Origin of the sequence: Exiguobacterium sp. s40 (assembly GCF_018617905.1) — a bacterium.
In the GTDB taxonomy this organism is placed as follows: domain Bacteria; phylum Bacillota; class Bacilli; order Exiguobacteriales; family Exiguobacteriaceae; genus Exiguobacterium; species Exiguobacterium mexicanum_A.
This window is the reverse complement of record NZ_JACSLC010000016.1, coordinates 19313-44313: the sequence shown is the minus strand read 5'-3', so window position 1 is coordinate 44313 and position 25001 is coordinate 19313. Positions and strand designations below refer to the sequence as shown.

General features: G+C 53.9%; 21 protein-coding genes and 1 pseudogene. 5 read left to right on the top strand and 17 right to left on the bottom strand.

Annotation, left to right across the window (positions count from 1 at the left end; genetic code table 11):
- Positions 1-19 precede the first annotated feature (19 nt).
- Entirely contained in the window at positions 20-1657 is a 1638-nt protein-coding gene (locus KNP02_RS12835; protein WP_214709803.1) for an ABC1 kinase family protein, read from the top strand.
- Here KNP02_RS12835 and KNP02_RS12830 read toward each other — a convergent pair.
- The 3 genes from KNP02_RS12830 to KNP02_RS12820 are packed head-to-tail and all read right to left on the bottom strand — an operon-like array spanning position 1596 to position 3695.
- Entirely contained in the window at positions 1596-2957 is a 1362-nt protein-coding gene (locus KNP02_RS12830) for an aminotransferase class V-fold PLP-dependent enzyme (RefSeq protein ID WP_214751547.1), read from the bottom strand. The two genes, KNP02_RS12835 and KNP02_RS12830, sit on opposite strands and share 62 nt — an antisense overlap.
- A 2-nt stretch (positions 2958-2959) precedes the next feature.
- Positions 2960-3187 carry a GNAT family N-acetyltransferase gene (locus KNP02_RS12825; RefSeq protein ID WP_214709799.1) on the bottom strand — a complete coding sequence of 76 codons (228 nt, stop codon included), beginning with the start codon at positions 3185-3187 and terminating at the stop codon, positions 2960-2962.
- Positions 3180-3695, bottom strand: coding sequence for a glycerol-3-phosphate acyltransferase (locus tag KNP02_RS12820; protein WP_029594574.1), 516 nt, complete (start codon positions 3693-3695; stop codon positions 3180-3182). The genes KNP02_RS12825 and KNP02_RS12820 overlap by 8 nt, the downstream gene beginning before the upstream one ends.
- A gap of 88 nt (positions 3696-3783) precedes the next feature.
- On the opposite strand from KNP02_RS12820, the gene KNP02_RS12815 reads away from it, so the two are divergent.
- Positions 3784-5196: an NAD-dependent succinate-semialdehyde dehydrogenase gene (locus KNP02_RS12815; RefSeq protein WP_214709797.1), complete on the top strand. Its 1413-nt coding sequence runs from the start codon at positions 3784-3786 to the stop codon at positions 5194-5196.
- A gap of 38 nt (positions 5197-5234) precedes the next feature.
- Here KNP02_RS12815 and KNP02_RS12810 read toward each other — a convergent pair whose 3' ends face one another.
- The 6 genes from KNP02_RS12810 to KNP02_RS12785 all read right to left on the bottom strand — a co-directional run bounded on the left by KNP02_RS12810 (position 5235) and on the right by KNP02_RS12785 (position 9350).
- Positions 5235-5867 (bottom strand): HAD family hydrolase, encoded by a 633-nt coding sequence (locus tag KNP02_RS12810; protein WP_214709795.1) that lies wholly within the window; start codon positions 5865-5867, stop codon positions 5235-5237.
- Positions 5868-6016: 149 nt separating this feature from the next.
- On the bottom strand, positions 6017-6382 hold the full coding sequence (locus KNP02_RS12805; protein WP_035385631.1) for a rhodanese-like domain-containing protein: 366 nt from the start codon (positions 6380-6382) through the stop codon (positions 6017-6019).
- A gap of 103 nt (positions 6383-6485) precedes the next feature.
- A complete protein-coding gene (locus KNP02_RS12800; RefSeq protein WP_214709793.1) occupies positions 6486-6758 on the bottom strand; it encodes a DUF5327 family protein in 273 nt (90 codons plus the stop codon).
- 68 nt (positions 6759-6826) lie between these two features.
- A complete protein-coding gene (locus KNP02_RS12795; protein ID WP_214709791.1) occupies positions 6827-8122 on the bottom strand; it encodes a DUF2252 domain-containing protein in 1296 nt (431 codons plus the stop codon).
- A gap of 13 nt (positions 8123-8135) precedes the next feature.
- Positions 8136-9086 carry a peptide-methionine (S)-S-oxide reductase MsrA gene (gene msrA, locus KNP02_RS12790; protein WP_029594568.1) on the bottom strand — a complete coding sequence of 317 codons (951 nt, stop codon included), beginning with the start codon at positions 9084-9086 and terminating at the stop codon, positions 8136-8138.
- Between the two features lie 81 nt (positions 9087-9167).
- Positions 9168-9350 carry a hypothetical protein gene (locus KNP02_RS12785; protein WP_029594567.1) on the bottom strand — a complete coding sequence of 61 codons (183 nt, stop codon included), beginning with the start codon at positions 9348-9350 and terminating at the stop codon, positions 9168-9170.
- Between the two features lie 221 nt (positions 9351-9571).
- Here KNP02_RS12785 and KNP02_RS12780 point away from each other — a divergent pair, with 221 nt between their 5' ends.
- Both KNP02_RS12780 and KNP02_RS12775 read left to right on the top strand, forming a co-directional pair.
- Positions 9572-10642: a GGDEF domain-containing protein gene (locus KNP02_RS12780; RefSeq protein WP_214709789.1), complete on the top strand. Its 1071-nt coding sequence runs from the start codon at positions 9572-9574 to the stop codon at positions 10640-10642.
- A 147-nt stretch (positions 10643-10789) separates the two neighbouring features.
- A complete protein-coding gene (locus tag KNP02_RS12775; RefSeq protein ID WP_214709787.1) occupies positions 10790-11314 on the top strand; it encodes a hypothetical protein in 525 nt (174 codons plus the stop codon).
- Positions 11315-11561: 247 nt separating this feature from the next.
- On the opposite strand, the gene cydC is transcribed toward KNP02_RS12775, so the two are convergent.
- From cydC to arcA, 8 genes and pseudogenes are all read right to left on the bottom strand, one after another.
- On the bottom strand, positions 11562-13277 hold the full coding sequence (gene cydC / locus KNP02_RS12770) for a thiol reductant ABC exporter subunit CydC (protein WP_214709785.1): 1716 nt from the start codon (positions 13275-13277) through the stop codon (positions 11562-11564).
- Positions 13274-14998 carry a thiol reductant ABC exporter subunit CydD gene (gene cydD / locus KNP02_RS12765; protein WP_214709783.1) on the bottom strand — a complete coding sequence of 575 codons (1725 nt, stop codon included), beginning with the start codon at positions 14996-14998 and terminating at the stop codon, positions 13274-13276. Before cydD ends, cydC begins: the two co-directional genes overlap by 4 nt.
- Positions 14999-15122: 124 nt before the next feature.
- Complete coding sequence (locus KNP02_RS12760) at positions 15123-15812, bottom strand: Crp/Fnr family transcriptional regulator (protein WP_214709781.1); 690 nt, start codon at positions 15810-15812, stop codon at positions 15123-15125.
- 135 nt (positions 15813-15947) lie between these two features.
- Complete coding sequence (locus tag KNP02_RS12755) at positions 15948-18290, bottom strand: glycoside hydrolase family 31 protein (RefSeq protein ID WP_214709779.1); 2343 nt, start codon at positions 18288-18290, stop codon at positions 15948-15950.
- A gap of 179 nt (positions 18291-18469) precedes the next feature.
- Complete coding sequence (gene arcC, locus KNP02_RS12750; RefSeq protein WP_214709777.1) at positions 18470-19432, bottom strand: carbamate kinase; 963 nt, start codon at positions 19430-19432, stop codon at positions 18470-18472.
- A gap of 15 nt (positions 19433-19447) precedes the next feature.
- Positions 19448-20922: pseudogene (gene arcD / locus KNP02_RS12745) on the bottom strand (arginine-ornithine antiporter).
- A gap of 54 nt (positions 20923-20976) precedes the next feature.
- On the bottom strand, positions 20977-22005 hold the full coding sequence (gene argF / locus KNP02_RS12740; protein WP_214709775.1) for an ornithine carbamoyltransferase: 1029 nt from the start codon (positions 22003-22005) through the stop codon (positions 20977-20979).
- A gap of 16 nt (positions 22006-22021) precedes the next feature.
- Positions 22022-23251: an arginine deiminase gene (gene arcA / locus KNP02_RS12735; RefSeq protein WP_214709831.1), complete on the bottom strand. Its 1230-nt coding sequence runs from the start codon at positions 23249-23251 to the stop codon at positions 22022-22024.
- Between the two features lie 341 nt (positions 23252-23592).
- On the opposite strand from arcA, the gene mgtE reads away from it, so the two are divergent.
- Positions 23593-24951: a magnesium transporter gene (mgtE, locus tag KNP02_RS12730; RefSeq protein ID WP_214709773.1), complete on the top strand. Its 1359-nt coding sequence runs from the start codon at positions 23593-23595 to the stop codon at positions 24949-24951.
- Positions 24952-25001: the final 50 nt, after the last annotated feature.

The window sequence follows — 25001 nt, the reverse complement described above, 5'->3', positions numbered from 1 at the left end:
AAAGGATGTCGGTACTTTTATGAAACGAATCGCCTTGTTCCGCATATGGATTATCGTCACGATGTTCGCCCGATTCATCATTAAAATTTATGCATTCTCCCGCAAACAGCAGCAAGGTCTCGCGTCGACCGAAGAGTACGAGGCGCTCATGTTGAACCTTGCCCGCGAGTATAAACGGAACGCGCTCCGGCTCGAGGGGTTGTTGATCAAGCTCGGGCAGTTTCTATCGATTCGGGCCGACTTGTTGCCTCCGTCCGTATTGAACGAGTTATCCGAGCTTGTCGACCGCGTCCCGACATCGGGCTGGGACAAGTCTCGCGCCATCTTGGAAGCAGAATGGGGCGTCCCGTACACCCAAGTCGTGAAGGACGTCGGCATCGACGCCGTCGCCTCTGCCTCGATTGGGGAAGTGTACGGCGCCACACTCCTGGAAACTGGGAAGCGTGTCGCGCTGAAAATCCAACGTCCGGATATCGAAAAAATCATTCGGACCGACTTCAAAGCGATGCGAATCGTCACGACGATGCTCAAGCGGACATCGCTGGCAAAATCGACCGACTTAGATAGCTTATATCGCCAAATGATTTTTGTCATCGGGGACGAGTTAAATTTCCAAACCGAATTGAAGAACGCCCATTATTTCAAAGCGAAATACGCCGATAACCCCGACGTGTACATCCCGGACTATTATGACCACCTTTGTACGAATCGGGTGTTGACGATGGATTGGGTCGAAGCCCGCCGCATCACCGACCTCGCTTTCTTAAAAGAAAATAATATCGACCGCTCCGCACTTGCCAAACGGTTGTTCACGATGGCAGCCGAGCAACTGTTGTTCGGCGGACAATTCCACGCCGACCCCCACCCAGGAAACGTCCAAATCCGGGCCGACGGGACAATCATCCTGCTCGACTTCGGAATGGTCGGGTCATCGACTGCCCAAGACATGGCGACGATCCGTAAAATCTTGCAGGCGTTCATCTCGCTTGATTATGACGGTGTCGTCGACGGACTTGAGGACTTGCGTTTCCTGTTGCCGACGGCGAACAAGCATAACATTCGTCAAGCGCTTGAAAAAGCCGTCACGTTCTATTTAGAGACCGATATCGATACGGTCGATACGAAGCTGATCGAAAAAGTGTTGCAAGACATCCAGTTGCTCGTCAAGAACGAGCCGATCCAACTGCCGGCCGAGTTCGCCTTCTTCGGTCGGGCCGCTTCGACGCTGCTCGGGATTCTGCAAATCCTTGATTCAAAAATCGATTTGTTTACGCTCGGTAAACCGATTGTCATTCAATGGCTCGAGGCCGACGGCACGACAATTCAAAACCGTTACGTCATGACGGCGCTCAACTACGGCAAGAAGTTGCTGAACGTCCCGCCACTCCTCGATAACTATTTGAAAGAGCCGACCCGGAAGCGCCTGTCCGAACAAGCGATGTTCCAACGTGAGCTCGAGTCGAAAGAACTGCTCCATCGTCAAACGTTCAACGCTGGCTTGATTATCCTCGGCCTTGTCGTCGGGCTATTCGGCTATCTCCGACCGGATGAGTGGCTGTTCTGGTCAGGTGGCGTCGTCTCGGTCATCGCTTATTTCAACTCAAGACGCCTCGGTCGAAAGATTCGTCATTTGGCCCGCCAAGATTTCCGCGTCTGAACCCGTCACTCCCTGGAGTGGCGGTTTTTTTCTGGAGCCACGTCCCGATATAGGCGGCGACTTGCTGCAAGTCCCGGTCGGTCGTCCATCCCATCGTCGCGACTTGGAGACAGTTCGCACGCCGCAAATAAACGCTCTCGTACTGCACTTGATAGCCATGGAACGCCAATTGATATCCTAGCTCAATCGAGGACAGTGTGTCTGGCAGCGCGAGCGAAAAAATGCCGGGCGCTTGATCGTCCCCGAGTTCAACCGATATACCGCGGCGCACCAGTTCATGTACGAACGCATCAAGTTTGGATTGATGGGTCGCAATCTCCGCGTCCGTCAGTTCGCGCAAGGCGACGTCCATCGCTTGAATGAGCGGGACCGATTGCGTGAAGGCGATTGGGTCATAGCCTGCCAAGTCTAAATAACGCGGAATCGACGGGTTCGGGACAGCTCGTTCTCGCATGGCGACAAACGCCAATCCAGGGGCATTTCGGAGCGCTTTCCCCGAGACAAACGTCACCAGATGCGCGAACGAATAGTCGGTCACTTTCGTCCCGACCGCACTGATGGCATCAATCGCAATCTTCGTGGGATACATTTGTGCGTACTGACGCAACTGGTCCAAATCGACCAGCTTCCCCGTCGACGTCTCGCAATGGACCGTCCAAATCCAATCTGGTGCATGTTGTCCGATTCGCTTTAAGTCGAGACGACGCCCAGCCGAAAGCGGGACGACATCAAATTCAAGACCAGCCCGATTGGCATGATCAATCAGCCGCCGTCCGAACTCCCCTGTGTCGATGATCACGCCACGTCCGTGCAACTGGGCAGCGACGGCATCGTTCGCAATCGTCCCGCTCCCGAGTAATGTGTAAACATGAGGCAACTTGACGAGATGGCTTAGCCTCGACTGGACCGAATGGAGCAAACGGCTGGCCTCAGTCGACCGATGTGATACCGGCTGAGCGGCAAGCGCAGCGCGCACTTGATTCGACAGTTCGACGGGACCGGCGAGTAGTAACTTTGGCCGCAACGTTCGAGCGGTCTCTGACTGCATGAACCCAGAGCGCGTCAACTGCATCGGCACGTATAACGCCTCCGCCGTCCCGACCGGTTCTGCGAACGGGATAAACCCGAACCGTCGATATAGCTTCTGTTCGCGTACGGTTCCGCTGATGACAATCCCTTCGACGCCCCGGTCTGTCGCTTCCAGGAGCATCGCTCGCATGAGTCCGGCAAACGTCCTCGTGTTCCGATAAGCGGGCGTCACCGCCAATAGCCGGACTTCAATCCACTCTCCCGGTGGCAACGTCACCCTTTTTGTTCAAGTGAGAACGGTCGCTCGTCACGGATGGCACACATGGCGACAAGCTGCCCGTCTACCAATCCAATCCAGTATGTATTCGTATCATGGAAGCGATCGACGAGTCGTCGCTCCTCGTTCGGATGGTGTTGCGGGATTTCTTCGACAAACGTCTCATAGTTCAATCGATGAATCGCTTCCGCATCCCCCGGCGTCGCTCTTCGAAATTCAAGCACGTTGTTTCCCCCTTATATGATGGTACATGATCAAAATCATCGTCAAACTGGCCACACTGACATCTGTTGCGTCCCCCCAGGCCGCGAGCGGCAAGAGCATGAGCATGACAAGCCCCGTCTCGCGCGAGTTACGCGTCAGTTTGATGAGAATGAGCAACATGGCAAGTCCTGCTAAAAACCATAACGGGCTGTACGCTAATATAATTCCAGAAAATACGGCGTACCCCTTCCCACCGGTGCGAATATGCCACATCGGATAAATGTGCCCGAGCGTCAAGGCGAGTCCGGTCTCAAAAAAATATGGACCGCTGATTGACAACACGAGTACCGTCTTCAAGACGTCGAATCCGTAAACGAACAAGAACGCTCGCTTCCCGCCAATCCGTAACGCATTGCGGGCACCGGTGTTTCCCGACCCACTCGTTGCCAAGTCTTGACCGCTCCACCTGCCGTATAAGCGCCCGCCAAGTATACTGCCGACGACATAGCCCAAGATGATGACCCACATAGCGACCCCTCCCCCGTTGTAAAATTGTGTATGATTTTTGAAATCGGGTACCTTCTTAATGTGCACCTAGACGAAAGGGGAAATCAAGATGCGAGTGGAGAACAATTTCATCAACGGAGAATGGATTGATACATCGGACACGATCGTGGTGCGGAATCCCGCGACCCGCAACATTATGGCCACGGTGACAAAGAGCGACACCGCCGAAGCGAAACAGGCTGTCGATGCCGCCCACGACGCCTTGAAGGACTGGCAAGAGAAAACGGCAGAAGAACGAGGCGCCCTCCTGCTCGAATGGAATCGACTGATCGATGAACATACGGAAGCCATCGCTCGGACGATGGTCGAAGAGCAAGGCAAGCCGCTCCAAGAAGCCATCGGCGAAGTCCGCTATGCGAACGGCTTCATCGAATGGTACGCCGCCGAAGGACGACGGGTGTACGGCGAGACGATTCCGGCATCGTCAAACAAGAAACGCATCTTCGCCATCAAGCAACCGGTCGGCGTCGTCGCCGCCATCACCCCATGGAACTTCCCGGCCGCCATGATCACCCGAAAATTGGCGCCGGCGCTTGCCGCAGGTTGTACCGTCGTATTGAAACCGGCATCAGCGACACCATTGACGGCGATCGAACTCGTCAAGCTGGCCGAGAAAGCAGGCTTCCCACCCGGTGTCATCAATCTTGTCACCGGGAAAGCTTCTGACATCGTGAACACGTGGCAACACGACCCCCGTGTCCGCAAATTGACGTTCACCGGTTCGACCGAGGTCGGCAAGACGCTCATGCGCGGTGCCGCCGATACGATGAAGAAAATCTCGCTCGAGCTCGGTGGTCACGCGCCACTCATCGTCACGGCACAGGCAGATCTCGACAAGGCTGTACTGCAAGCGGTCGCGACGAAATTCCGTAACGGCGGACAGACGTGTGTCTGCGCCAACCGGATTTATGTCGAGCAGTCCATCGTCGATGCGTTCTCCGAAAAATTCATCGAGGCCGTCGCAGCGCTCGAAGTCGGCAACGGGCTCGACGAAGGGACGGATATCGGTCCGCTCATCGACGAGGCCGCGGTCGAGAAAGTGATGAAGCACTTGGAGGACGCTCAAATCCGCGGAGGCGAGATCACGGGCGGGGAGCAGCTCGACGGCCTATTCGTCCGGCCGGCCGTCGTCCGCTATGCGAATGAGGATATGCTGTGCATGAACGAGGAGACATTCGGCCCCGTCGCACCGATTGCGTCGTTCGATACGCTCGAGGAAGTAATTGAGCGGGCGAATGCGACCCCGTTCGGTCTCGCAGCTTATGTGTTCACGCAAGACATCAACGAGGCTCTCTATTTGGCCGAAGCGCTCGAATACGGCATCGTCGGCGTCAATGACGGTCTCCCGTCGACGCCGCAAGCACCGTTCGGCGGGTGGAAGCAGAGCGGTCTCGGCCGTGAAGGTGGTCACCATGGCATCGAAGAATTTTTAGAAATTAAATATATCTCGCTTGGACTTTAAAAAAATTCCGGTTGAACATCGCGTTCAACCGGAACTTTTTATGATTCGATATACGTAATCAAGTCGTTCGGCGTCACAATTACATGATCCGCGAGCGCCCATTCGTCCTCGTTTCCAAACCCAAATCCAGTCAAGACGACCGGGAAGTCATGGGCCCGAGCCGCTTCGACGTCAGATTTACGATCCCCGACCATCACATAGTCGTTCTCGCCGTGACGGAGACGATGCGCCGTCAAAATGTCGGCTTTCTTCTCCCCGCTCACGGATTCAAGACATTCTGGCGCCGTCATGAACTGGCGAATGTTTTGCGAGTCGAGAATCAAGTTCAAATAATGGACACCGCAGTTGCTCGCGGTCGTCAACGTGTGCCCTTTTTTATGAAGCGCCTCGAGCATCTCGTAAATCCCGTCGAACAAGACGTGTTGGCCTTCCATCGCTCGTTCGAGCGTCTCATGACGAAGTTTGCGAATTTGGCGGATCTCCTCGATTGTCGCCTCCGGGATGACGTGCTCCCAAAATGCGTTACCGGCCAATCCGTATCCCGATCGGACCGCGTCCTCGCTCGGTTTCGGTAAATGTGGAAGTTGTTCCAACACCTCGTGGATTGCTTGCGTCATCGGTCCGGTCGTGTCGACGAGCGTCCCATCGATATCAAATAAAATGACTGCCATTGTCTGGTCCCCTCTCTCTTTCCTATGTTCCTACCGTAGCAGAATCCCCTGAAAACCGAAAGCGGAAACGTCACACGCAAATCTCACCTCTAAAAGTGAAATTCAGAGTCCATAAAAAAACGGCTGAACAAATGTTCAACCGAGAACTGTCAGCCACGCCAGAAACTCATACCGCCTTTGACCGAGTAGACGTCCGTATAACCCGCGCTCTTCAACATGGCCGCGGCCCGTTGACTTCGCATCCCGCTTTGACAGATGACGTAGACCGGACGTTCTTTATCTTTCGGATATTGAGCACTCGCGTTCCCGAATCCCGATAACGGCACATTTTTCGCTTGCTTGATATGCCCGCCCCGGTATTCGTGTGGTTCACGAACGTCGAGCAGTTGAATGTTTCGCTCTTCGGCAATCTTCCGTTTCAATTCATCCGTCGAAACTGTTTTGACGCTGTTTCGCTTCGTCCACCAAAAATAAATCAATCCGATCACTACTGCGACAAACAAGAAATCAAGCATAGTCACGCCTCCGTTAGGTATAGTTTAGTTAACCTCATTATACCCCCTACGGTATATAAGTCAACGCGAACGCTCGAAAAAAAGCTGTGCCTCGGGGCACAGCTTAGAAGTCGAGCAATGAATCGGTTTTTTGTTTGTCTTCCTCTTCTAAAGGAATCCCGAGAAACGCTGCCATCTGCCGATCAAGCGGCGGTTTCGCCTCGGTCGGTTGGGCCACGGGAGCCGCAGTGGGCTGCGTTGGAGCCGAATCGGCGAGCAAAAGCTCGCAATACCCCATCAGCTTGGCCAAATGGCGCTTCTGGGTCTCTCCGCTCGACTGTTCAATTTGGCTCATCACTTGTTTCATCTGCGTGATGACCTGTTGTTCTGTAATCATACGTCGCACACATCCTTTACCGTTCCATTCTGAGGCAAACGTGGGGCCGACCGCAAGTCCGGTGCTCGTCAGACGTGGGTCTCCGCACGCGTCTTAAGCCAAGATTGGAACGCCTCAAAGTCGAACCTGACTTGATTGGCGTAAAATTGGGACCAACGCGAGATTTGACGAATGAATAGCGGTCGCGACGCCCCGATGGCCGCCGCAATCCGTTCACTCGCCTCGTAATCGAGCACGTTCGCATCCGCGTCCGCCCGGGCATGGATCTTGGCCGTGATCTCCGCCTGTACTTTCAACGTCTCAATGAGCGATTCTTCATTTTTGATGTGCTTCGCTTTCACTTTTCGCTTATAAGGTGACCGTTGCCGCACGTAATACTCGTTCCCGTCCATCGTCAAGTAGCCGAGATACGGGTCACGACTATGCACCATGGCGCGCTGAGCCGCGATGACACGGGCTCCTTGATGTGATAAGCCGTCCTCAAATAACGGATGCGTCGGCAAAAAGAGTGAAGGGACAGCTGATTGCGCCTGCTTCATTTCGAGAATGATATCCTCGTCATGTTCAGCGTCCGCATCTTCAATCAAAATATAATACCGTTCGAGCCCGATTGAAGCGGTACCGCTCTCCCGTTTGATGGCGATGTCTTTAATCTCATAATGGTCGGCGTGGTGACGATGCTTTTCCGACAAGGATGCCAAATAGTCAGGCCATGCCTGTTTGATTTGTTTGGCAGTCTTCGGACTAACCGGGACGAGGTCGTCACTTGTCGCGAAGTAACGCTCCTCATCCCGGACTTCCGTTCGCTCCGCCATGAATGCGTCTTTCTTCTTCTCTGCCTTTTTAATCACTTTCTTGATCGCTTTGCACGTGTTCGCTTTCGTGAACTGGACATCTTCATCCTTCCCATTCGCATAGCGTTCCATCGCACGCGCGTATGTCTCTGCATACGTCTCAATGGCTCGTCTCGCATCAAATCCTGACTCCGCGGCAAACAAATCGACCGAGATCGCCATGCGAAGGACGTCAAACAAATAAGACCCGAGATACGCTTCGTCAAAATCGTTCACGTCATAAATGATGGTCCCGGCGCCATCTTCGAACACACCGAAGTTTTCAAAATGCAAGTCCCCTTGAATGAACGTCGGATAAGACGCGTCGGTATCGAACGCGAGCGGCACTTTCGCAAAGTCATAATAGAACAAGTGGGAGCTCCCCCGGAAAAACGAGAACGGGGTCGCGCTCATCTTGTTGTACTTCTCATCTCTAGCCGCTTCAGACAAGTTTCGAATCGATTTGTCGTAGTAATCCAAGACGGTCGCGAGCGTCTCACGACGGATCTGTTGTTTGACGGATGTGAACATGACCTTCTCCCCTTCACGCATCGAATAAGTGCTTGTACTCTCCATAACCTGCAGACTCTAACTCTTCTTTTGGAATGAAACGGAGTGCTGCCGAGTTGATGCAGTAGCGCAGACCCCCTAGTTCTTTCGGGCCGTCATCGAATAAGTGACCGAGGTGACTGTCGGCTCCTTTCGAGCGGACTTCAGTCCGGACCATGTGGTGCGTCGTGTCCATGTTCATGTCGATACGCTTTTCCTCGATCGGACGGGCGAAGCTCGGCCAGCCGCAATTCGACTGGAACTTGTCGCGCGACGTGAAGAGCGGCGTACCATCAATCACGTCGACATACAATCCTTCTCGTTCCTCGTCCCAATACTCATTTTGAAACGGGGGTTCGGTCCCGTTCTCTTGCGTGACTTTATATTGGATCGGCGTCAAGCGGTCTTTCAGTTCTTTCTGAATTTTCTTGTCGCTCCACGCCTCTTTTACAAACTTGGCACGGCCTGAACCGACCCGGTACATTTCGTAGCGGAACGGATTTTTCTTATAGTAGTCTTGATGATAGTCTTCGGCTTCCCAAAACGTTTTCGCGGGACGAATCTCGACTTCAATCGGTCGGTCGAATCGACCTGAGTCCTCGATTTCTTGCTTTGAACGTTCCGCTGCCACGCGCTGTTCTTCCGAATGATAGAAGATGGCCGGTCGATAAGACTCACCGCGGTCGTTGAACTGTCCGCCGCCATCGGTTGGGTCGATTTGACGCCAATAGATGCGCAACAGTTCCTCATATGAAATGACTTCCGGGTCAAACGTGACCTCGATCGCCTCAAGGTGACCGGTCGTCTCCGAACAGACTTGTTGATAGGTCGGGTTGTCGACGTGCCCGCCCGTGTAACCGGAAATGACGCGCTCGACCCCTTCGTATTTATGAAACGGTTTGACCATGCACCAAAAACAGCCTCCCGCAAATGTAGCTTTTGCCATAATAAATCCCTCCTTACTATGTAGTGTACCCAAAAAATCTCGTCGACAACAAAAAACGAGAACCATGAACGTGTTCTCGTCTTAGTCTTCCTCGACCTGATTCATGTGCCGCATCACTAAAAATAAGATGACGCCGACGATAAGCGCCCCGAGAATAGTCAACGCCATATTCCCTCGAGCCGATAATGTATAAAAGATGGCCAACCCGATCAAGATGAGCGCGATCGGAATGAACGCTCGCTTAAAATGATCCCAATACCGCACGGACAGTCCCCCTTTTCTCTATCATACCAAATTTGTTTGCTATGATAGAGAGGAAGATGATGTTTCATTTCAAAGGAAGCACATCAGATGGAAGTTGAACGATTATGGGGGTAATGGCGTGACTGGTGGACACATTGTGCCCTCTTTCATAAGCAGTCAATGTTATTTGAATATGCTAAACTAAAACTAATTATTTCCATTTCATACAAGGGGATGCGGTCATGCTCACAATTGTTAACTCTTTTTTTCTGAATCTATGTATCCTGTTCACACTATTCACAATCTCGTTCCTCCCGTTTCGAAATCGTCCGCGGCTCACACCAAATTCTCCTTTGAAAAGCCGAATCTTGCTAGGTGTCCAAACCGGGTTTGTCGCTTTGATTTTACTCGCGAACGCATTGCCGCTCGAAGGCGTCCTCATCGACTTGCGCTCCATCCCAATCTCGCTCGCCGTCCTGTTTGGTGGCTGGGTGAGCGGAACGGTCGCCGCCGTCATCTTTTTAATCGTCCGATTTTTCATGGTGACGGATGGAGCGTACATCGGCTTTTATCTGGCCGTCTTAACGATGGTCGGACTCGTCTTCCCGATTAGCCTGCTCCGGCTTCGACTCGACAACACTCGCCGTACGCTACTCATTTTCACGACGATTAGTATTGTCGTCTTCGGCGCCGCCACGTATTATGCGTTACCGCTTCAATTGTTCTACCCTATCATTTTTGCCTACGTCGTGATGACATACGGCGGTGCCTGTGCAGCTTACCGGTTACTTCAAGAACTGCGCCGTCACTTTGAGAACGTCCAGCATCAGCAACAACTTGCTCGGACGGATGCATTGACCGGCATCGCCAACCGACGTCTATTGAACGAGGCCATGGCCAACCTGAACGTCGAGGCGAAAGAGTACGCGTTGATCCTCGTCGACATCGATCACTTTAAACGCGTGAATGATACGTACGGTCATGACGTCGGCGACGACGTGTTGCGTGAGCTCGGTATGCTACTCGTTGCCGAGAGCGAAGAGCGTCATCTCGTCGGCCGCTTCGGCGGAGAAGAATTTTTAATCATCATGCCGAACACCAATCGAGAGGACGTGACTCGCCTCGCCGAATCTATACGAGAAAAAGTCTCGACATTCCCGTTCGAGACGAGCGCCGGGACGTTACATATCACGGTCTCGCTCGGCGCCTGCCATTCGAACGACATCGAAGTCGACAGCGTGTTGAAGCATGCCGACGAAGCGTTATACCATGCTAAGGAATCTGGTCGCAATCGCTTCATCTTGGCGTCGTAATCGGCGAATCGTTCGCTAAAGATTGCGGTTTTACGCAGTTTTCCCGCTTTACTTTCAACTAGTGAATCGGTACACTAGGCTAGACTTTGATTCGATGATTCTTACAGTTGATCATAGATTTGGACAGAAAAAGGGGAAACACATTTCATGACAGTATTGTTATCACTATTCGGTTTGATGTTTGTGGGATCGTTCATCCTCGACTATCAACGTGGCAAGACGTTCCGGCAGTCGCTCTTCGGGGGAGTCGACACGATGAAACGGAACTTACTGATCTTTTTACGCACGTCACTCTCGATGATGATTTTCATCGGCCCGCTCTTGCTTATCTCGATGTTTGCGTTCTCAGAGCTCGTCTCGTTCGAAACGGTCGCTGCGTTCATGATTTCCGTGCTTAGCATCGGTTTCGCGGAACGCATCATCGGGATGATCGTCGCTCCGCTCGTCCGGACGTTCTGGCATCAACGTGGCAAATTGATGCCACTCTATCTCGACGCTGGCCTCTACATCTTCTTGCTGTCGATTCTCATCCTCGAGTTCTTGATGAACATTCCAGGTGTTGAACTCGGCACATCAGCCATCGCTGTATTTTATGCGTTCGCGCTCTTCTATATCCGCTATTTGTTCAGCTTGATTCGCTTCACGTTCCGCAAGGGCGTGCCATCAAGCTGACGATTGACCGCAACCCAAACCGGTTGTGGTTTTTTTATATCATTTTCTAATTGACAATGAGAATCGTTATCATCTATACTCAAGATGTAGCTCCCAAAAGCTTGACGTAACCGTTCCCCAAACTATTGCGTCACGTGGATTCCCCTCCACGACACTCTTTTTGAAAGCAATGCGACAACCCCCATTTGTTGCACCCAAATTTGCCATCCAGAAAACGAGCGGCTCTCCGACGGAGCCGCTCGTTTTTTCATGCGAAAATATCTTGCTCGATCTGTTTCAAGCCATAGAAGACACCGCGGGACCGCATCAGTTCATCATACGTTCCCGTCTCTACGACGCGACCGCCTTCCATGACGATGATGTGATCGAAGCGCTCGAGCCCGGTCAGGCGATGGCTGACCATGACGAGTGTCGATGACTCGGCACGGCGGAAGACTTCGGCGAACACGTCCGCCTCGGTCCGCGCATCGAGGGCCGACGTCGCTTCGTCAAGTATCCAGAGCAATCCATTCTTCAACAAGGCTCGGGCGATGGCAAGACGTTGCCGCTCGCCGCCCGATAAGTTCGCCCCTTTCTCAAGGACGGGCTCGTCGAGCGAGAAACCGAGCCGGACGCTCGTGAGCGCCGCTTCCATCTCAGCGTCGGTGAACTCTCCGACGAGCGCCAAGTTCTCCCGTACCGTCCCGAAAAAGAAGTGGTTCTCTTGAAGGACGACGCTGGCTTCACGCCAGACCGATGCTTGGGTCACATCGTCCAACCGTTGCCCATTCAATCGGATCTCACCGGAATCGGGTCTGACGAAAGCGAGCAACAGTTGCAGGAGCGTCGATTTCCCTGAGCCGCTCGGCCCGACGATGACCGTCTTCGTCCCGCTTCGTAACGTCACATCCACGTCGCTCAGGACGTCGCGGTACGTATCCGGATAGCGATAGGTCACGCGCTCAAACGATACGTCCGGAGCGGATTCGAGTACCATGTCCGTCCGGGCGACCTCGGCCGCGACGACTGCTTCACTCGGCTCGACGACTTCGAGCAGTCGATCGGCCGCTTGCTTGCTGTCGGCAAAATGACCTGGGAAGACCGCCATCGGTGTCGCATTCTCAAACGCGGTGAGCGACATCATGATGAGCATGGCCAAATATAGGCCATTCAATTCCCCGTTGACGACGAGATAGGCCCCGATAGCGAGAACACCCCACGAGACGAGTAGGGATGCCGCCACGACGAGTGACGAGTTGAAGAACTGATTCGTCACATCCCGTTTCTGTGCTTCGGCGTAACGGTCACTCTGTTCGAGCAGCTCGCCGCGTGTCCGTCCAAGTTGATGATGAAGCAACAAATCGCGATATCCGTACATCATCTCTGTCATCCCACTCGACAGGTCACCCCGTAAAGCGCGAAGCTCGCGGTCGTGCTTGGCACGGATTCGGGCGAAGAACGCCGGAATCAAGAAACCGGTCACGAACACACCGAACAAAATCCAGAGGCTGACCCACATCGAGAAGTACGTGACGAAGAAAATCGTGCTCAAGAAGACGAGCACCAAGATCATCGGCGGATAGAATACCCGTAAAAAGTAATTTTGCAAGCTCTCGACATCACCGACGACGCGAGCAAGCAAATCTCCACTCCGATACTTGGCAAAGATGCTCGGCACAAGCGGTTCAAGCTGGCGGTAAAACCGGACCCGTAGCTCGCTCAAAATCGTGAACGTCGCCCGGTGCGAGGCAAGGCGCTCTTGATAACGCGCACTCGCCCGAATCACACCGAACAATTTAATCAAGACGACAGGTACCATGAGCGCATAGAGCGGCGGTACGAGACCGGCCCGTGAGACAAGATAACCGCTCGCCGCGAACAAGGCGACGGCCGCGATGCCGGCCACGTACCCAAAGAAGATCGAGAGGACGATATCTTTCTTCTCTCGCACCATCCATTTCGTGATCGTCCAAAGTGAATTCATCCTCTCACCCCTTTCTGTAGCGTGAACAAGTCAGCGTATTGCGGAACGCTGAGCAGTTCGTCATGCGTGCCTTGGGCGAGTAGCTTTCCATCGTCCATGAACCAAATCGCATCTGCCTGCTTAATTGTATGCAACCGATGCGCGACCGTGACGAGCGTCGCCTCACGCGACAACTCCTCAATCGAGCGGCGGACGATTTGCTCGGTCACTAAGTCAAGTCCCGTCGTCGGCTCATCGAACAAAATGATGCCGGGACGTTTCAAGAAGGCACGGGCCAAGGCGAGTCGTTGTCGTTCGCCTCCGGACAATCCATAACCGCCTTCACCGAGCTCGGTATGAATGCCGTTCGGCAATTGGGCGATGACATCGGTCAGTCCGGCCGCATGCACCGCTTCGAGGAGGCTCGCTTCATCCGTTGCTTCCCCGAGGGCGATATTATCGGCGACGGTACCGGCGAACAAATACGGATTTTGTGAGATGTAGCCAATCGTGTCATACCATGACGAATCGGTGTATGTCTCGAGCGGTTCTCCGTCGACGAGGACACGTCCACTGTCCGGTTTCACGAGCCCGGACAACACGTTCAAGACGGTCGTCTTGCCGGACCCGCTCGCCCCGACGAGCGCCACATGGGCGCCGGCAGGAATTACGCCGCTTAAAGGCTGGAGCGTGAAACGCCCCCCTTCATAGGCGAACGAGACGGCGTCGAGCTCAAGGTCGGGTGTCGGGCTCGTCAACGTCCGGTCGCCCCAGATCAAGCGTTCATCCGGTGCATCGAGCGCCTCGAAAATGCGGTCGGCTGCCCCCATGCTGCCGCGTCCGGTATGGAACGCACCTCCGAGGTCTTTGATGGCCAAATAGTATTCCGGAGCCAAGACGAGAATCAAAAAGCCGGAGAAGAACGTCAAGTTCTGCCAGACGACCATTTGCAGCGCCACTTCGAGCGCCACGACCCCTGTGCTGAGCATCGAGATGAACTCGAGCATGAGACCCGACAAGAACGCCGTCTTCAAGACGACCATCGTCGCGTCGCGGAAGTCGAGACTGCTCTTTTCAATCGCTTGCGCCTCACGCTCGGTCCGACCGTAGAGTTTCAACGTCGTCAATCCTTGCAACACGTCCAAGAACTTTCCGGAGAACTGGTTCATCTTCTCCATCTGTTGTTCGGATTTTTTCTGCGTCGCAATCCCGATGATAATGAAAAAGATTGGGATGAACGGCGCCGTCACCATCATGATGACGCCCGAGATCCAATGTTGGCTGAAGACGACGACGAGAATGAGCAGCGGAATGATCGACGTTTGAATGACTTGCGGCCAATATTGGCTGAAGTAGGCGTCGACTTCATCGACCGCGTCCATGAACACGCTCACCTTTTTACCGGATTGACCGGATAGTGACGTCTCGATCGGATTCGATGTATAACGGTCAAGCAACTGCAACCGGAGTGTCCGTTTCGCTTTCTCCGCTAGACTAGCTCCGATTCGTCCTGACATGTAGCCGAACAAAGCACGCGTGACGAGGGCGAGAATGAGCCAGCCGAGCGCCGGGATGATGCTTTCAAACGATGCATTTTTTAAAAAGACCTGGTCGACGATATCGACGATTAAATACGCCTGCGCCAAAATCGACAATCCGATCATCACCGCGGCGATGACGAGTCCGACGATATGGCGTTTTTCAGCTAAAGCGAGAGCTTGCAGTCGTTTCAATGCGTTCATCCTTTCTATACTATCCAAAACTTTTCTTTGTGAGGATTCTCACTAATTATAACTGATGCCTACGACCATGGCGAACGCTTCGCTTAGCCAGACATGCAAAAGACGCCGCGTATATCATGTGGCGTCATACGGTCGACTGTTCAAAGTATTCGGGATGGCCGATCATCAATTCACGCGCATCGAAGTGAAGCACCTCTTCTTTTCGTAAGCGCGATAAGATGTTCGACACGGTCTCCCGTGACGTGCCGGATAAGCGTGAGATTTCAATCATCGTGAACGGACACCGGACGCGAACCCCCTCTGCTTCCGGTTCCCCGAGGTCTTCAATCAAGTAATGGATCGTGTTGAGTACGCGTTCGGTCGCACTCGGAGTGATGATGTCCTGCACCCGTCGTTCGTGCAAGTCGAGAATCCGATTCATCTGTCCGACGATATGGAGTAACATCGACGCGTTCCGAGAGACGAGTTGTTCGAATCGGTCCGTCGGCATATAGATGACCTCGATATCGGTCAACGCCTCCGCCGAATGTTGATAATACGGTTCCGTCATCAAGCCACGATACGAGAACAGTTGCTTTGGTTTCAAGTAGTCCGTATATTGATGGGTCGCCGTCTCGTTGTTGCGCTCGAGCTTTACATAACCGCTAATCAAGAAATAGACCCGTTCCCGGGGATCCCCCTCTATGAACAAGAATTGACCTTTCCGATACGTGCGGCAATAGACATGCGGCAACAGCGCCTCGAGCTCTCGTGTGGCACATTTAGCGAACACATCAAGCTGCCTCAAATCGTCCACCGTCCATTTTGGTTTCATGTCGCATCCTCCAATCCATCTTGCCTCTCTTTTAAGTATAAAACGACTCTTTTGTGAAAACGCTTACAAAATCCAACGATTTTCTTACAAAAAAAAGAAGGGCATGAACCGCCCCTCTTCGTCACAATAAAGTATTCAGTCGAGCATCAATTCCATAATCGCGTCTTGCAGGTCACGGTCGAGTTCGAGCGCATGTAAATCGAACAGCCATGCTTCGAGTCGCGTCTTCGCGGCCGCTGACCGGTATAACCGGTCTTTTAAATCGTATGAGATTTCCGCACGGTCCAAGAAGCGATACAACCGATCGAGACGATGGTCGTTCGCCGTCACATCGACCGGGAGTTCCACGGTCAGCTCGTCTCTGATCGGTCCGAGCTCGAGGCGCAGCGTCTGTGTCTCCCGTTTGTATTCACCAGACCCGGTCACCCCTCGGAGGAGTAACGTGACGTTACGGTCAGACGGCAAGACGGTCCGGTCACCTGTCACTTGGATATGAAGGCTCCGTTCCTCCCAATCAAGCGTGAACGTCGTCTCGGCGTAGGCTCCCGTCTCATAGCCACGGTCCTTCCCATTGTCTTCATAGAGCGTGAACGTGTTCGAGGCGCCTGGGAAGATGAGCACTTCCAAATCGGCTGGGTTGTCGGTATCGTTTCGACCCGAATGGTGTGGTGCCATCGGGATAATCGCCCCGGCTTTGGCGAACACCGCCTGATCTTCGAGTCCGCGGAACACGCGAACCGATTTGTCCCCACTGTAGCGATGACCGGTAAAGAAGTCGAACCAGTCACCTTTCGGTAGCCAGACGTTCGTCGCCGCCACATGGAGCTGTCGATTCATCGGTTCGACGATCGGGGAGACGATGAGCTCACTGCCGAAGTAGTATTCGTTCGGTACTTCATACGCCGCGTCCTCGTCCGGATGTTCATAATACATCGGTAAGATGAGCGGCAAGGCACCCGCGTGGTTCCGCCAGTTCATCGTATAGATGTACGGGATCAATTGATGGCGCAGACGCAAGAACGTCTTCATCGACCGCTCCGCCTCGAGACCGAAGCGCCACGGTTCTTTGCCGTTGAACGTACTCAATGTCGAGTGCAGTCGCATAATCGGACTGAACACCCCGAACGCGACCCAGCGTGCGGCGAGCTCGTCGTCTTTCGAACCGCGATAATGCCCGCCGATGTCATGGCTCCACCAGCCGTAACCGATATTGGCCGCCGTCGCTGTAAAGTACGGTTGGAAGGCCAGGGACGCCCACGAAATCAGCGTGTCACCCGAGAATCCGACCGGATAGCGATGACTGCCCGGCCCCGCGTAACGGGAGAAGATGAGCGGACGGTTGCCATCCCGGGCGATATCGGTCGCATGATAGTGATTCAACATCCAGAGCGGGTCGAGCCCCTCCATTTTCGAGGTCGAGCCTTGTTGCCAGTCGATCCACCAGAAATCGACGCCGTCGTCTTCATGCGGATGATGCATCTGCTCGAAATAGGCTTGAATGAAGCGTTTATCGGAAAAGTCGAACGGGATGCGGTCGCCTTGGGACGGATTGATGCCCATCGCCTCGGCCATCGCCACATATTGGTCTTCGAACGCACGCACGCCATCCGCCGGATGCAAGTTCAACGTGACGAGCAACCCTTCTTGCTTGAGCCACGTCAAGAATCCTTTCGGGTCCGGGAACAAGTTCTTATTCCATGAGTAGCCCGTCCATCCGCTCCCGTATTCTTCCGGGACGTCGGTGACGTGCCAATCCATGTCGATGACGCTGACCGAGAACGGGATGTCTTCTGTCTTAAACCGACGCATGAGTTCTTTATATTCCGTCTCGTCGTAGCGCCAATAGCGGCTCCACCAGTTGCCGAGCGCTTTTCGTGGCAACAGCGGCGTCGGGCCGGTCAATTGATAGAAGTCACGGAGTGCACGCTTATACTCATGCCCATACCCGAAGTAGTACAAGTCATGGATATGTTTACGCCGCGATTCGACGAAACGGTCCTCGGTCATGATGAACGAATCAGAGTCATCGATGACGGCATACCCTTGTTTCGAGGCGATGCCTTCACCGAGTTCGGTCGCCCCGTCGACGTGGTCGAGCGTTCGCGCCGTCCCTTTCAACGTCCGCTCCGGTCCGTTAAACGTATAGCGGCTATAGTACGTACTGAAGTTCCCTTTCACGTCGACGTAAAGCGTGTTCGGCGCGAACGGCCCTTTCGTGTAGTAGAGGTGGACGTGCTCCGTGATGATTTGCAGTTCTGTCTCATCTTCGATCACGCGAAACTCCGGGACTGCGAACGCCCGGTTAAAGACGACTTGGGTCGGCCGGTCCTCGAACACCCCATCTTCCGCGTATTCCATCCGAATCAGTTGGCTCGTCAGCACCGTGAAGCGATAGCAGCTCCCTTGGACGATCGCCCGATCATCTGCCTGCGGTTTCATTTGTTGCGTATAGACGTTCTCCTCTTCAAATAGACGCATAAGCTCGAGCGTTACCGCTCTTCGTCACTCCCCTTCTAAATTGTGCAAACGTTTACACTCAAAATGATAGCAATGTCTAAATCGACATACAACATTCCTTCCCCATGTCGGGCCATAAAAAACGACGAGCTGCCAATTCAGGAAAAAAGCCACAGACGCTGATGTCTGTGGCGTTGAGCTTATTGTTGGAGCGTCGCGGCGAGTCGGACGCGCGTCCCGACTTCACCTCGGACCGCCGCAAGGGCTTGTTCGAGCGACGTGATGACGGCAACCCGGTCGTGTCCTGATTCGGCGAATTGAAGGGCGGCCCGAACTTTCGGCAACATGCTGCCCGGTGCGAACTGGCCCTCGGCGATATACGTCTCGAGTTGTTCTTTCGTCGTCTCCTCGAGCGCCCGAGCCGACGGGGTCCCGAAATTGACGAACACGTGCTCGACGGCCGTCAAAATGAGGAGCATGTCGGCGTCGACGAGATCGGCAAGTTTCGCAGCGGCGAAATCTTTATCGATGACCGCCTCGACACCGACATAACCATCTGGTGTATCGATGACGGGAATCCCGCCGCCGCCAGAGGCGACGACGATGTGCTCATGGGCGACAAGGTCACGGATGATCGCGTGCTCGAGAATCGCCACCGGAAACGGGCTCGGGACGACGCGGCGATAGCCGCGACCGGCGTCTTCTTTGAACACATAACCGGTCGTCCGTTCAAGCTGCTGCGCTTCCGACTCGTCGTAGAAAGGACCAATCGGCTTCGTCGGGTGACTGAAGGCACTATCGTTCGGGTCGACGACCGACCGCGTGACAATCGGTGCGACCGAACGTTCCAAACCACGAGATCTCAGTGCTTTCGTGAGGGCGTTCTCGAACCAATAGCCAATCATCCCTTGTGTCATCGCCCCGCAAACGTCGAGCGGCAAGGCTGGCGTCGCCGGACTGTCCGACGCAGCCTGTTGCAACATCAAATTTCCGACTTGCGGCCCGTTGCCATGGGTGATGATGACCTCAATCCCTTCGGCGACAAGCGCGGCCAGTGATTCCGCCGTCGCCTCAACGGCTCGAATTTGAGCCTCGGCCGTCGCATCTTTACCTTGTTGAATCGCATTTCCACCTAGTGCGATGACTACTCGTTTATTCCGCATATTGGTTTCCCCCGATCAAAAGACTGAGATATTTCCTGAGACGATGCGCACGACGGCCAAGATGGCGAGCGCGGTCAAGACACCGGCCACGATCCACTCCGTCTTCGTCAACGTCTTGATGCCGTTCTCACGTTGCGCCTTGATGTAGAGCAACGTACCTGGTGCGTACAGTAACGTCGTTAAGAGCAGATAGTCGATTCCGGCCGCATAGATGAGCCAAATCCCGTAAATCGAGGCGACGGCTCCGATGATGAGGTCGCGGGTCCGACGTTCACCGGCATTGTAGCCGATGCCGTTCTTCGCGACTTTGACTTGATAGAAGGCCGAGAAGACGTACGGGATCAAAATGGCGCTCGAGGCAGCGAGAACGCGAAATTATACGCCGCATCCGAGAACAGGAACGTGAAGAGGAACAGCTGGATCAACCCGTTCGTGAGCCAAAGCGCGTTGGCCGGTGCGTTGTTTTTGTTCTCTTTCGTGAACCATTTCGGGAACACGCCGTCTTTCCCGGCTACGAATGGGATCTCAGCGGCGAGCAACGTTCAGCCGAGCCATGCTCCGAGAACCGAGATGACGAGACCGCCATTGATGAGCATCGCGCCCCACGGTCCGACCGCTGACTCGAGCAAGTACGCCATCGCCGGTTGCGAGGCGTTCGCCACGTTCTCTGGATTCATAAGACCGAGCGACATGACCGAGATGAGCAGATAGATGATGAGCGTCCCGAGCAATCCGATGACCGTCGCTTTCCCGACGTCCGAGCACTTGCGGGCCCGTCCAGATAAGACGACCGCCCCTTCGACCCCGATGAACACCCATAGTGTGACGAGCATCGTCGAGACGACCTGGTCTCTCACACTACCTCATGAGAAACCACCCTGTCCCCAGAAATCGAACGTGAAATTATCGAGGTTGAAGAAGAATAAGGTGATGGTGATGAAAGCAAAAATCGGTACGAGTTTCGCAATCGTCGTGATGATATTGATCATCGACGCTTCGTGAATACCACGTAAAATCAACGAATGCACGAGCCATAGCATAATCGAGGCACCAATGATCGAAGCGATGTTTTGACCGCCTTCAAAGATTGGGAAGAAATAGCCGACCGAACTGAACAGAAGCGTCGCATAGGCGACGTTGCCGAGCCACGCGGAGAGCCAGTAGCCCCACGCCGAGTTGAACCCGACAAACTGACCGAAGCCGGCCCGGGCGTAACTGTACACCCCACCATCGAGATCCGGACGACGCATCGTCAAATTTTGAAAACTGAGGCCGAGGGCGATAATCCCGATTCCGGTGATGCCCCACCCAATCAAAATCGCTCCCGCGTTCGCACCTTGGGCCAAGTCGGCCGCCAAGTTGAAGGCGCCGCCGCCGATCATTGAACCGACGACGAGTGCCGTCAGCGCCCCGAGCCCTAAACGTCGATCTTTCTTCTCTGGTTGCACGCCAGCCGTTCCACTTGAGTCATGTGCTATTTTCGTAGACATTGAACTCATCCCTTTCGTTTAGTACGGGCCGGAGGGGAGGTCCCCTCCCATCCGTCAGCGTTCAAGCCATTCGTTCGTGTCGGTGAGCGTCGCGGCCATCACCGCTTTAATCGTATGCATCCGGTTCTCGGCTTCGTCAAAGACGAAGGAGTGACGACTCCGGAACACTTCATCCGTGACTTCCATCTCGCTCAATCCGTACTCCGCATGGATCGCCCGGCCGACTTCGGTCTCCAAGTCGTGGAAGGCCGGCAGACAGTGGAGGAACATGACGTCCGGATTATTCGTCTTCATGAGCATGTCCATGTTCACTTGGTAAGGATAGAGCAACTTGATCCGCTCGGCGAATTCCGCCTCTTCGCCCATCGACACCCAGACGTCCGTGTAGATGACGTCGGCGTCGGCGACCGCCTCATCGATGCTTTCGGTCAACGTGATCTTCGCCCCGGTCTCGGCCGCGACCGAGCGGGCAAAATCGACGACTTCATCTGACGGCAAGAGCGATTTCGGCGCGCAGATGCGCATGTCCATTCCGACTTTGGCCCCACCAATCAGAAGCGTGTTGCCCATATTGTTGCGTCCATCGCCGACATAGACGAAGCGAATGCCAGACAACTCGCCTTTCTGTTCTTTGACGGTCAAGAAGTCGGCCAAGACTTGAGTCGGATGATATAAGTCCGTCAACCCGTTCCATACCGGGACGCCGGCGTCTTTAGCCAATCCTTCGACCGTCTCATGGGCGAAGCCACGGAACTGGATGCCGTCGAACATACGTCCGAGCACGATGGCCGTGTCTCGAACCGATTCTTTTTTGCCGAACTGGATATCCGATTTCCCGAGGTATTCCGGATGCATGCCGAGATCGATGGCCGCCACGGTAAACGCACAACGCGTCCGTGTCGATGGTTTTTCAAACAAGAGCGCCACGTTCTTCCCTTCACAGATGCGGTGCGGGACGTCTTGTTGCTTTTGACGCTTGAAGGCGGCCGATAAATCGATCAAATAGTTCAACTCGTCTCCTGAAAAATCGTTCAATGATAGAAAATGACGGCCTTTCAAATCAAAGTTGTACGTTGTCGACATGCTCGTTTCCTCCTCGTTAAATGTCTTCGCGGATAATTGGACAGCTCATACAGCGTGGACCCCCACGGCCACGCGACAGTTCACTCGACATGATTTCGATGACTTCAACGCCCTCGGAACGGAGCAACTCGTTCGAGACGTAGTTGCGGTCGTACGTGACGACGACGCCTGGGGCGATGGCGAGCGTGTTCGACCCATCGTTCCATTGCTCGCGGGCAGCGGCAATCGGGTCCCCGCCCCCACATGGGATTAAGACGATCTCATCGAGACCGAGTGCGGCTTTCAACACGTTCAACAGATCCGTATGCTGCGTGATGTGAAGTTCGCCTTCAGCGTTCAACGTCAGTTCAAAGATGTTCATCTTGCCTCCTGGCCCTTGGATGAACGGATGAATCGTGAACTTGTCATGGTCGACCATCGTGAAGACCGTATCGAGATGCATGAACGCACGTGACTTCGGAATCTCGATGGCGATGACTTTCTTGAACGTGCCGCCGTTTTTCAACAAGTTGAGCGCGACCCGCTCAATCCCTTGGGCCGTCGTCCGTTCAGAAATCCCGATGGCGACGACTTCTTTCGACAAGACGAGCTCGTCCCCACCCTCCATCGCGAAGCGGTAGTCGCGGTCCGACCAAATCGGGATGTCATGTTTCGCGAATCGTGGGTGATAGCGCATAATATATTGCGTGAACAATGATTCACGCCGGCGCGCCGGTTCTTTCATCCGGTTGATCGATAGTCCGTTCCCGATGGCTGCGGCCGTGTCACGCGTGAAGTATAAGTTCGGCATCGGGTCGAGATAGAACGGATACGTATCTTCAATCATCTCGTGCAAATGACGCCGTTTTTCGGGCTTGATCTCAGATTTGCGTATGCCGGCCATGACGGTCTCAATCAATTTCTCATTGTCATAGGCAAGCAAATATTCTTTCAGTGTCTCGTATGAGCCGTTGATATTTGATTTGGACTCCGACAAGATATCGGCGATGAAACGTTCGCGCACTCCTGGCAACGATAATGTCTCGGCCATTAAATTTTCAAGGTAGAGCACTTCGATGCCGCGATTTTGGAGCACGCTCGCAAAGTAGTCGTGTTCTTTTTGAATGACCGGAAGATGGGGAATGTCGTCAAACAAAAGGCGTTCCAAATATTCCGGGGTCAAATTTTCGAGTTCGCGTCCTGGACGTTTTAACAGGACGGTCCTGAGTTCACCAATTTCTGAATACACGTGGATCGGATGTTTCAGCATCGTGTCCCGTGCGGTTTGTTGATCCGTCATCGATATCATCTCGCTTCCTCCTTGTGATTCGGGTGTGTTGCTACCCTTACATTATCAACTTACCCATTTCCACGATGGGCAAGTCCGACGTTTGGACTGTGGTGGATTCCACAGAAAAGTGCATAGATTATGACGTGATTTGAATGAACAATCACTCGAGAAACGGTGTGACCCACGAATCGAGGGGATACACTGTATACATGCTGTATAGATTGTGAAAAAAATTCATAACATTTTTTTGATTTTGTTTGAGCCCCCTTGAAGTCGTGACATAATATAGACAAATGATGTGAAAAGGAAGTGAGTCGATGGCAATCGAACGTACAGAACGCGCCCGTCACGAAGCTCAAGTGACAGCGCTCATTCAAAAAGGAGACCCGGTCGATTTCCGCGACGTGTTCCTCACCCTCCACCCGGGTGAACAGGCCGACCTGTTCATCGAACTCGAACGTTCGGGCCGTGAGTTCGTCTATGAGGCGCTGTCCCCGGAAGAGTTTACTGACCTGTTTGAAAAGCTTGAGCTCGATGAGCAGGAACAGTTCATTCAAGAGATGCCCCGTCCGTTCGCCGTGCGTGTGTTGAACGACATGTTCTCGGATAACGCCGCCGACTTGATGACCGAGCTCCCCGATGATTTCATGAACGAACTGTTCGAGTTGATGGACGAGACCGAGGCGACCGAGGTCAAAGACTTGATGCGTTATCCGGACGATACGGCCGGTGCCATCATGACGACCGAATTCATCGTGTTGAAGGCGGACAAAACTGTTGGCGCGACGCTCGAAGACTTACGCGAACTTGGACCGGAAGCTGAGACGATTTATTATCTATATGTCATCGATACGAACCGGCGCCTCGTTGGCGTCGTCTCGCTACGCGATTTGATCGTCTCCCCGCTCGACGTGCAAATCGCGGACATTATGGGCCGGCGTGTCGTGTCGGCCCACGTTCTCGCCGACCAGGAAGACTTGGCCCGGACCGTTCAAAAGTATGACTTACTGGCCTTGCCTGTCATCGACAGCGAGGACCATCTGCTTGGAATCATCACGGTCGACGATGTCATGGACGTCATCGAACGCGAGACGACCGAGGACTTTGAAGAACTGTCGGCGACGAAAGGTTCGTCTGACATCAACATGGGACCGGTCGAGGCGGCGATGAAACGGGCGCCATGGATTATCAGCCTCATGTTCCTCGGGATGATCACCGCGTCGACGATCGGTGGTTTCGAGGACACGCTTGAAACGATCGTCTTACTCGCCGTCTTCATGCCGCTCGTCATGGGTTCGGCCGGTAACGCTGCCACCCAATCGCTCGTCGTCGCCGTCCGCTCGATTGCGCTCGGCACAATCAATCGAAAGAACGTGTTGAAGATGATTCGCCGTGAGTTCGGGACGGGGCTATTGCTCGGTCTCGCCTGTATGGTCGTCATCTTCGGCGTCATCACCGTCCTCTATGACAGTGCCTTAATCGGTATGATTGTCGGTCTGTCGATTTTTGCGTCGCTCAGCGTGGCGACCATCGTCGGGACACTCGTGCCGCTCCTCATCAATCGATTGAAACTTGATCCGGCCGTCGCGTCCGGTCCGTTCATCACGACGGTCGTCGACAATCTCGGCTTAATCATTTATTTCACGGTCGCGACTTCGTTGCTTCGCTTTTTTTGACACCTGACCTCTCAGGTGTCTTTTTTTGTTGTGAGGTTCGTTACAGTTCT

Coding starts and splice junctions, on each gene's coding strand:
- KNP02_RS12760 (WP_214709781.1), bottom strand. CDS start 15,812: ATGAAACCAAAATGGACGGTGGACGATTTGAGGCAGCTTGATGTGTTC.
- arcC (WP_214709777.1), bottom strand. CDS start 19,432: ATGCGGAATAAACGAGTAGTCATCGCACTAGGTGGAAATGCGATTCAA.
- argF (WP_214709775.1), bottom strand. CDS start 22,005: ATGTCGACAACGTACAACTTTGATTTGAAAGGCCGTCATTTTCTATCA.
- KNP02_RS12835 (WP_214709803.1), top strand. CDS start 20: ATGAAACGAATCGCCTTGTTCCGCATATGGATTATCGTCACGATGTTC.
- KNP02_RS12795 (WP_214709791.1), bottom strand. CDS start 8,122: ATGTTCACATCCGTCAAACAACAGATCCGTCGTGAGACGCTCGCGACC.
- KNP02_RS12800 (WP_214709793.1), bottom strand. CDS start 6,758: ATGATTACAGAACAACAGGTCATCACGCAGATGAAACAAGTGATGAGC.
- KNP02_RS12815 (WP_214709797.1), top strand. CDS start 3,784: ATGCGAGTGGAGAACAATTTCATCAACGGAGAATGGATTGATACATCG.
- msrA (WP_029594568.1), bottom strand. CDS start 9,086: ATGGCAAAAGCTACATTTGCGGGAGGCTGTTTTTGGTGCATGGTCAAA.
- mgtE (WP_214709773.1), top strand. CDS start 23,593: ATGGCAATCGAACGTACAGAACGCGCCCGTCACGAAGCTCAAGTGACA.
- KNP02_RS12820 (WP_029594574.1), bottom strand. CDS start 3,695: ATGTGGGTCATCATCTTGGGCTATGTCGTCGGCAGTATACTTGGCGGG.
- KNP02_RS12755 (WP_214709779.1), bottom strand. CDS start 18,290: ATGCGTCTATTTGAAGAGGAGAACGTCTATACGCAACAAATGAAACCG.
- KNP02_RS12810 (WP_214709795.1), bottom strand. CDS start 5,867: ATGGCAGTCATTTTATTTGATATCGATGGGACGCTCGTCGACACGACC.
- KNP02_RS12805 (WP_035385631.1), bottom strand. CDS start 6,382: ATGCTTGATTTCTTGTTTGTCGCAGTAGTGATCGGATTGATTTATTTT.
- cydD (WP_214709783.1), bottom strand. CDS start 14,998: ATGAACGCATTGAAACGACTGCAAGCTCTCGCTTTAGCTGAAAAACGC.
- cydC (WP_214709785.1), bottom strand. CDS start 13,277: ATGAATTCACTTTGGACGATCACGAAATGGATGGTGCGAGAGAAGAAA.
- KNP02_RS12775 (WP_214709787.1), top strand. CDS start 10,790: ATGACAGTATTGTTATCACTATTCGGTTTGATGTTTGTGGGATCGTTC.
- KNP02_RS12780 (WP_214709789.1), top strand. CDS start 9,572: ATGCTCACAATTGTTAACTCTTTTTTTCTGAATCTATGTATCCTGTTC.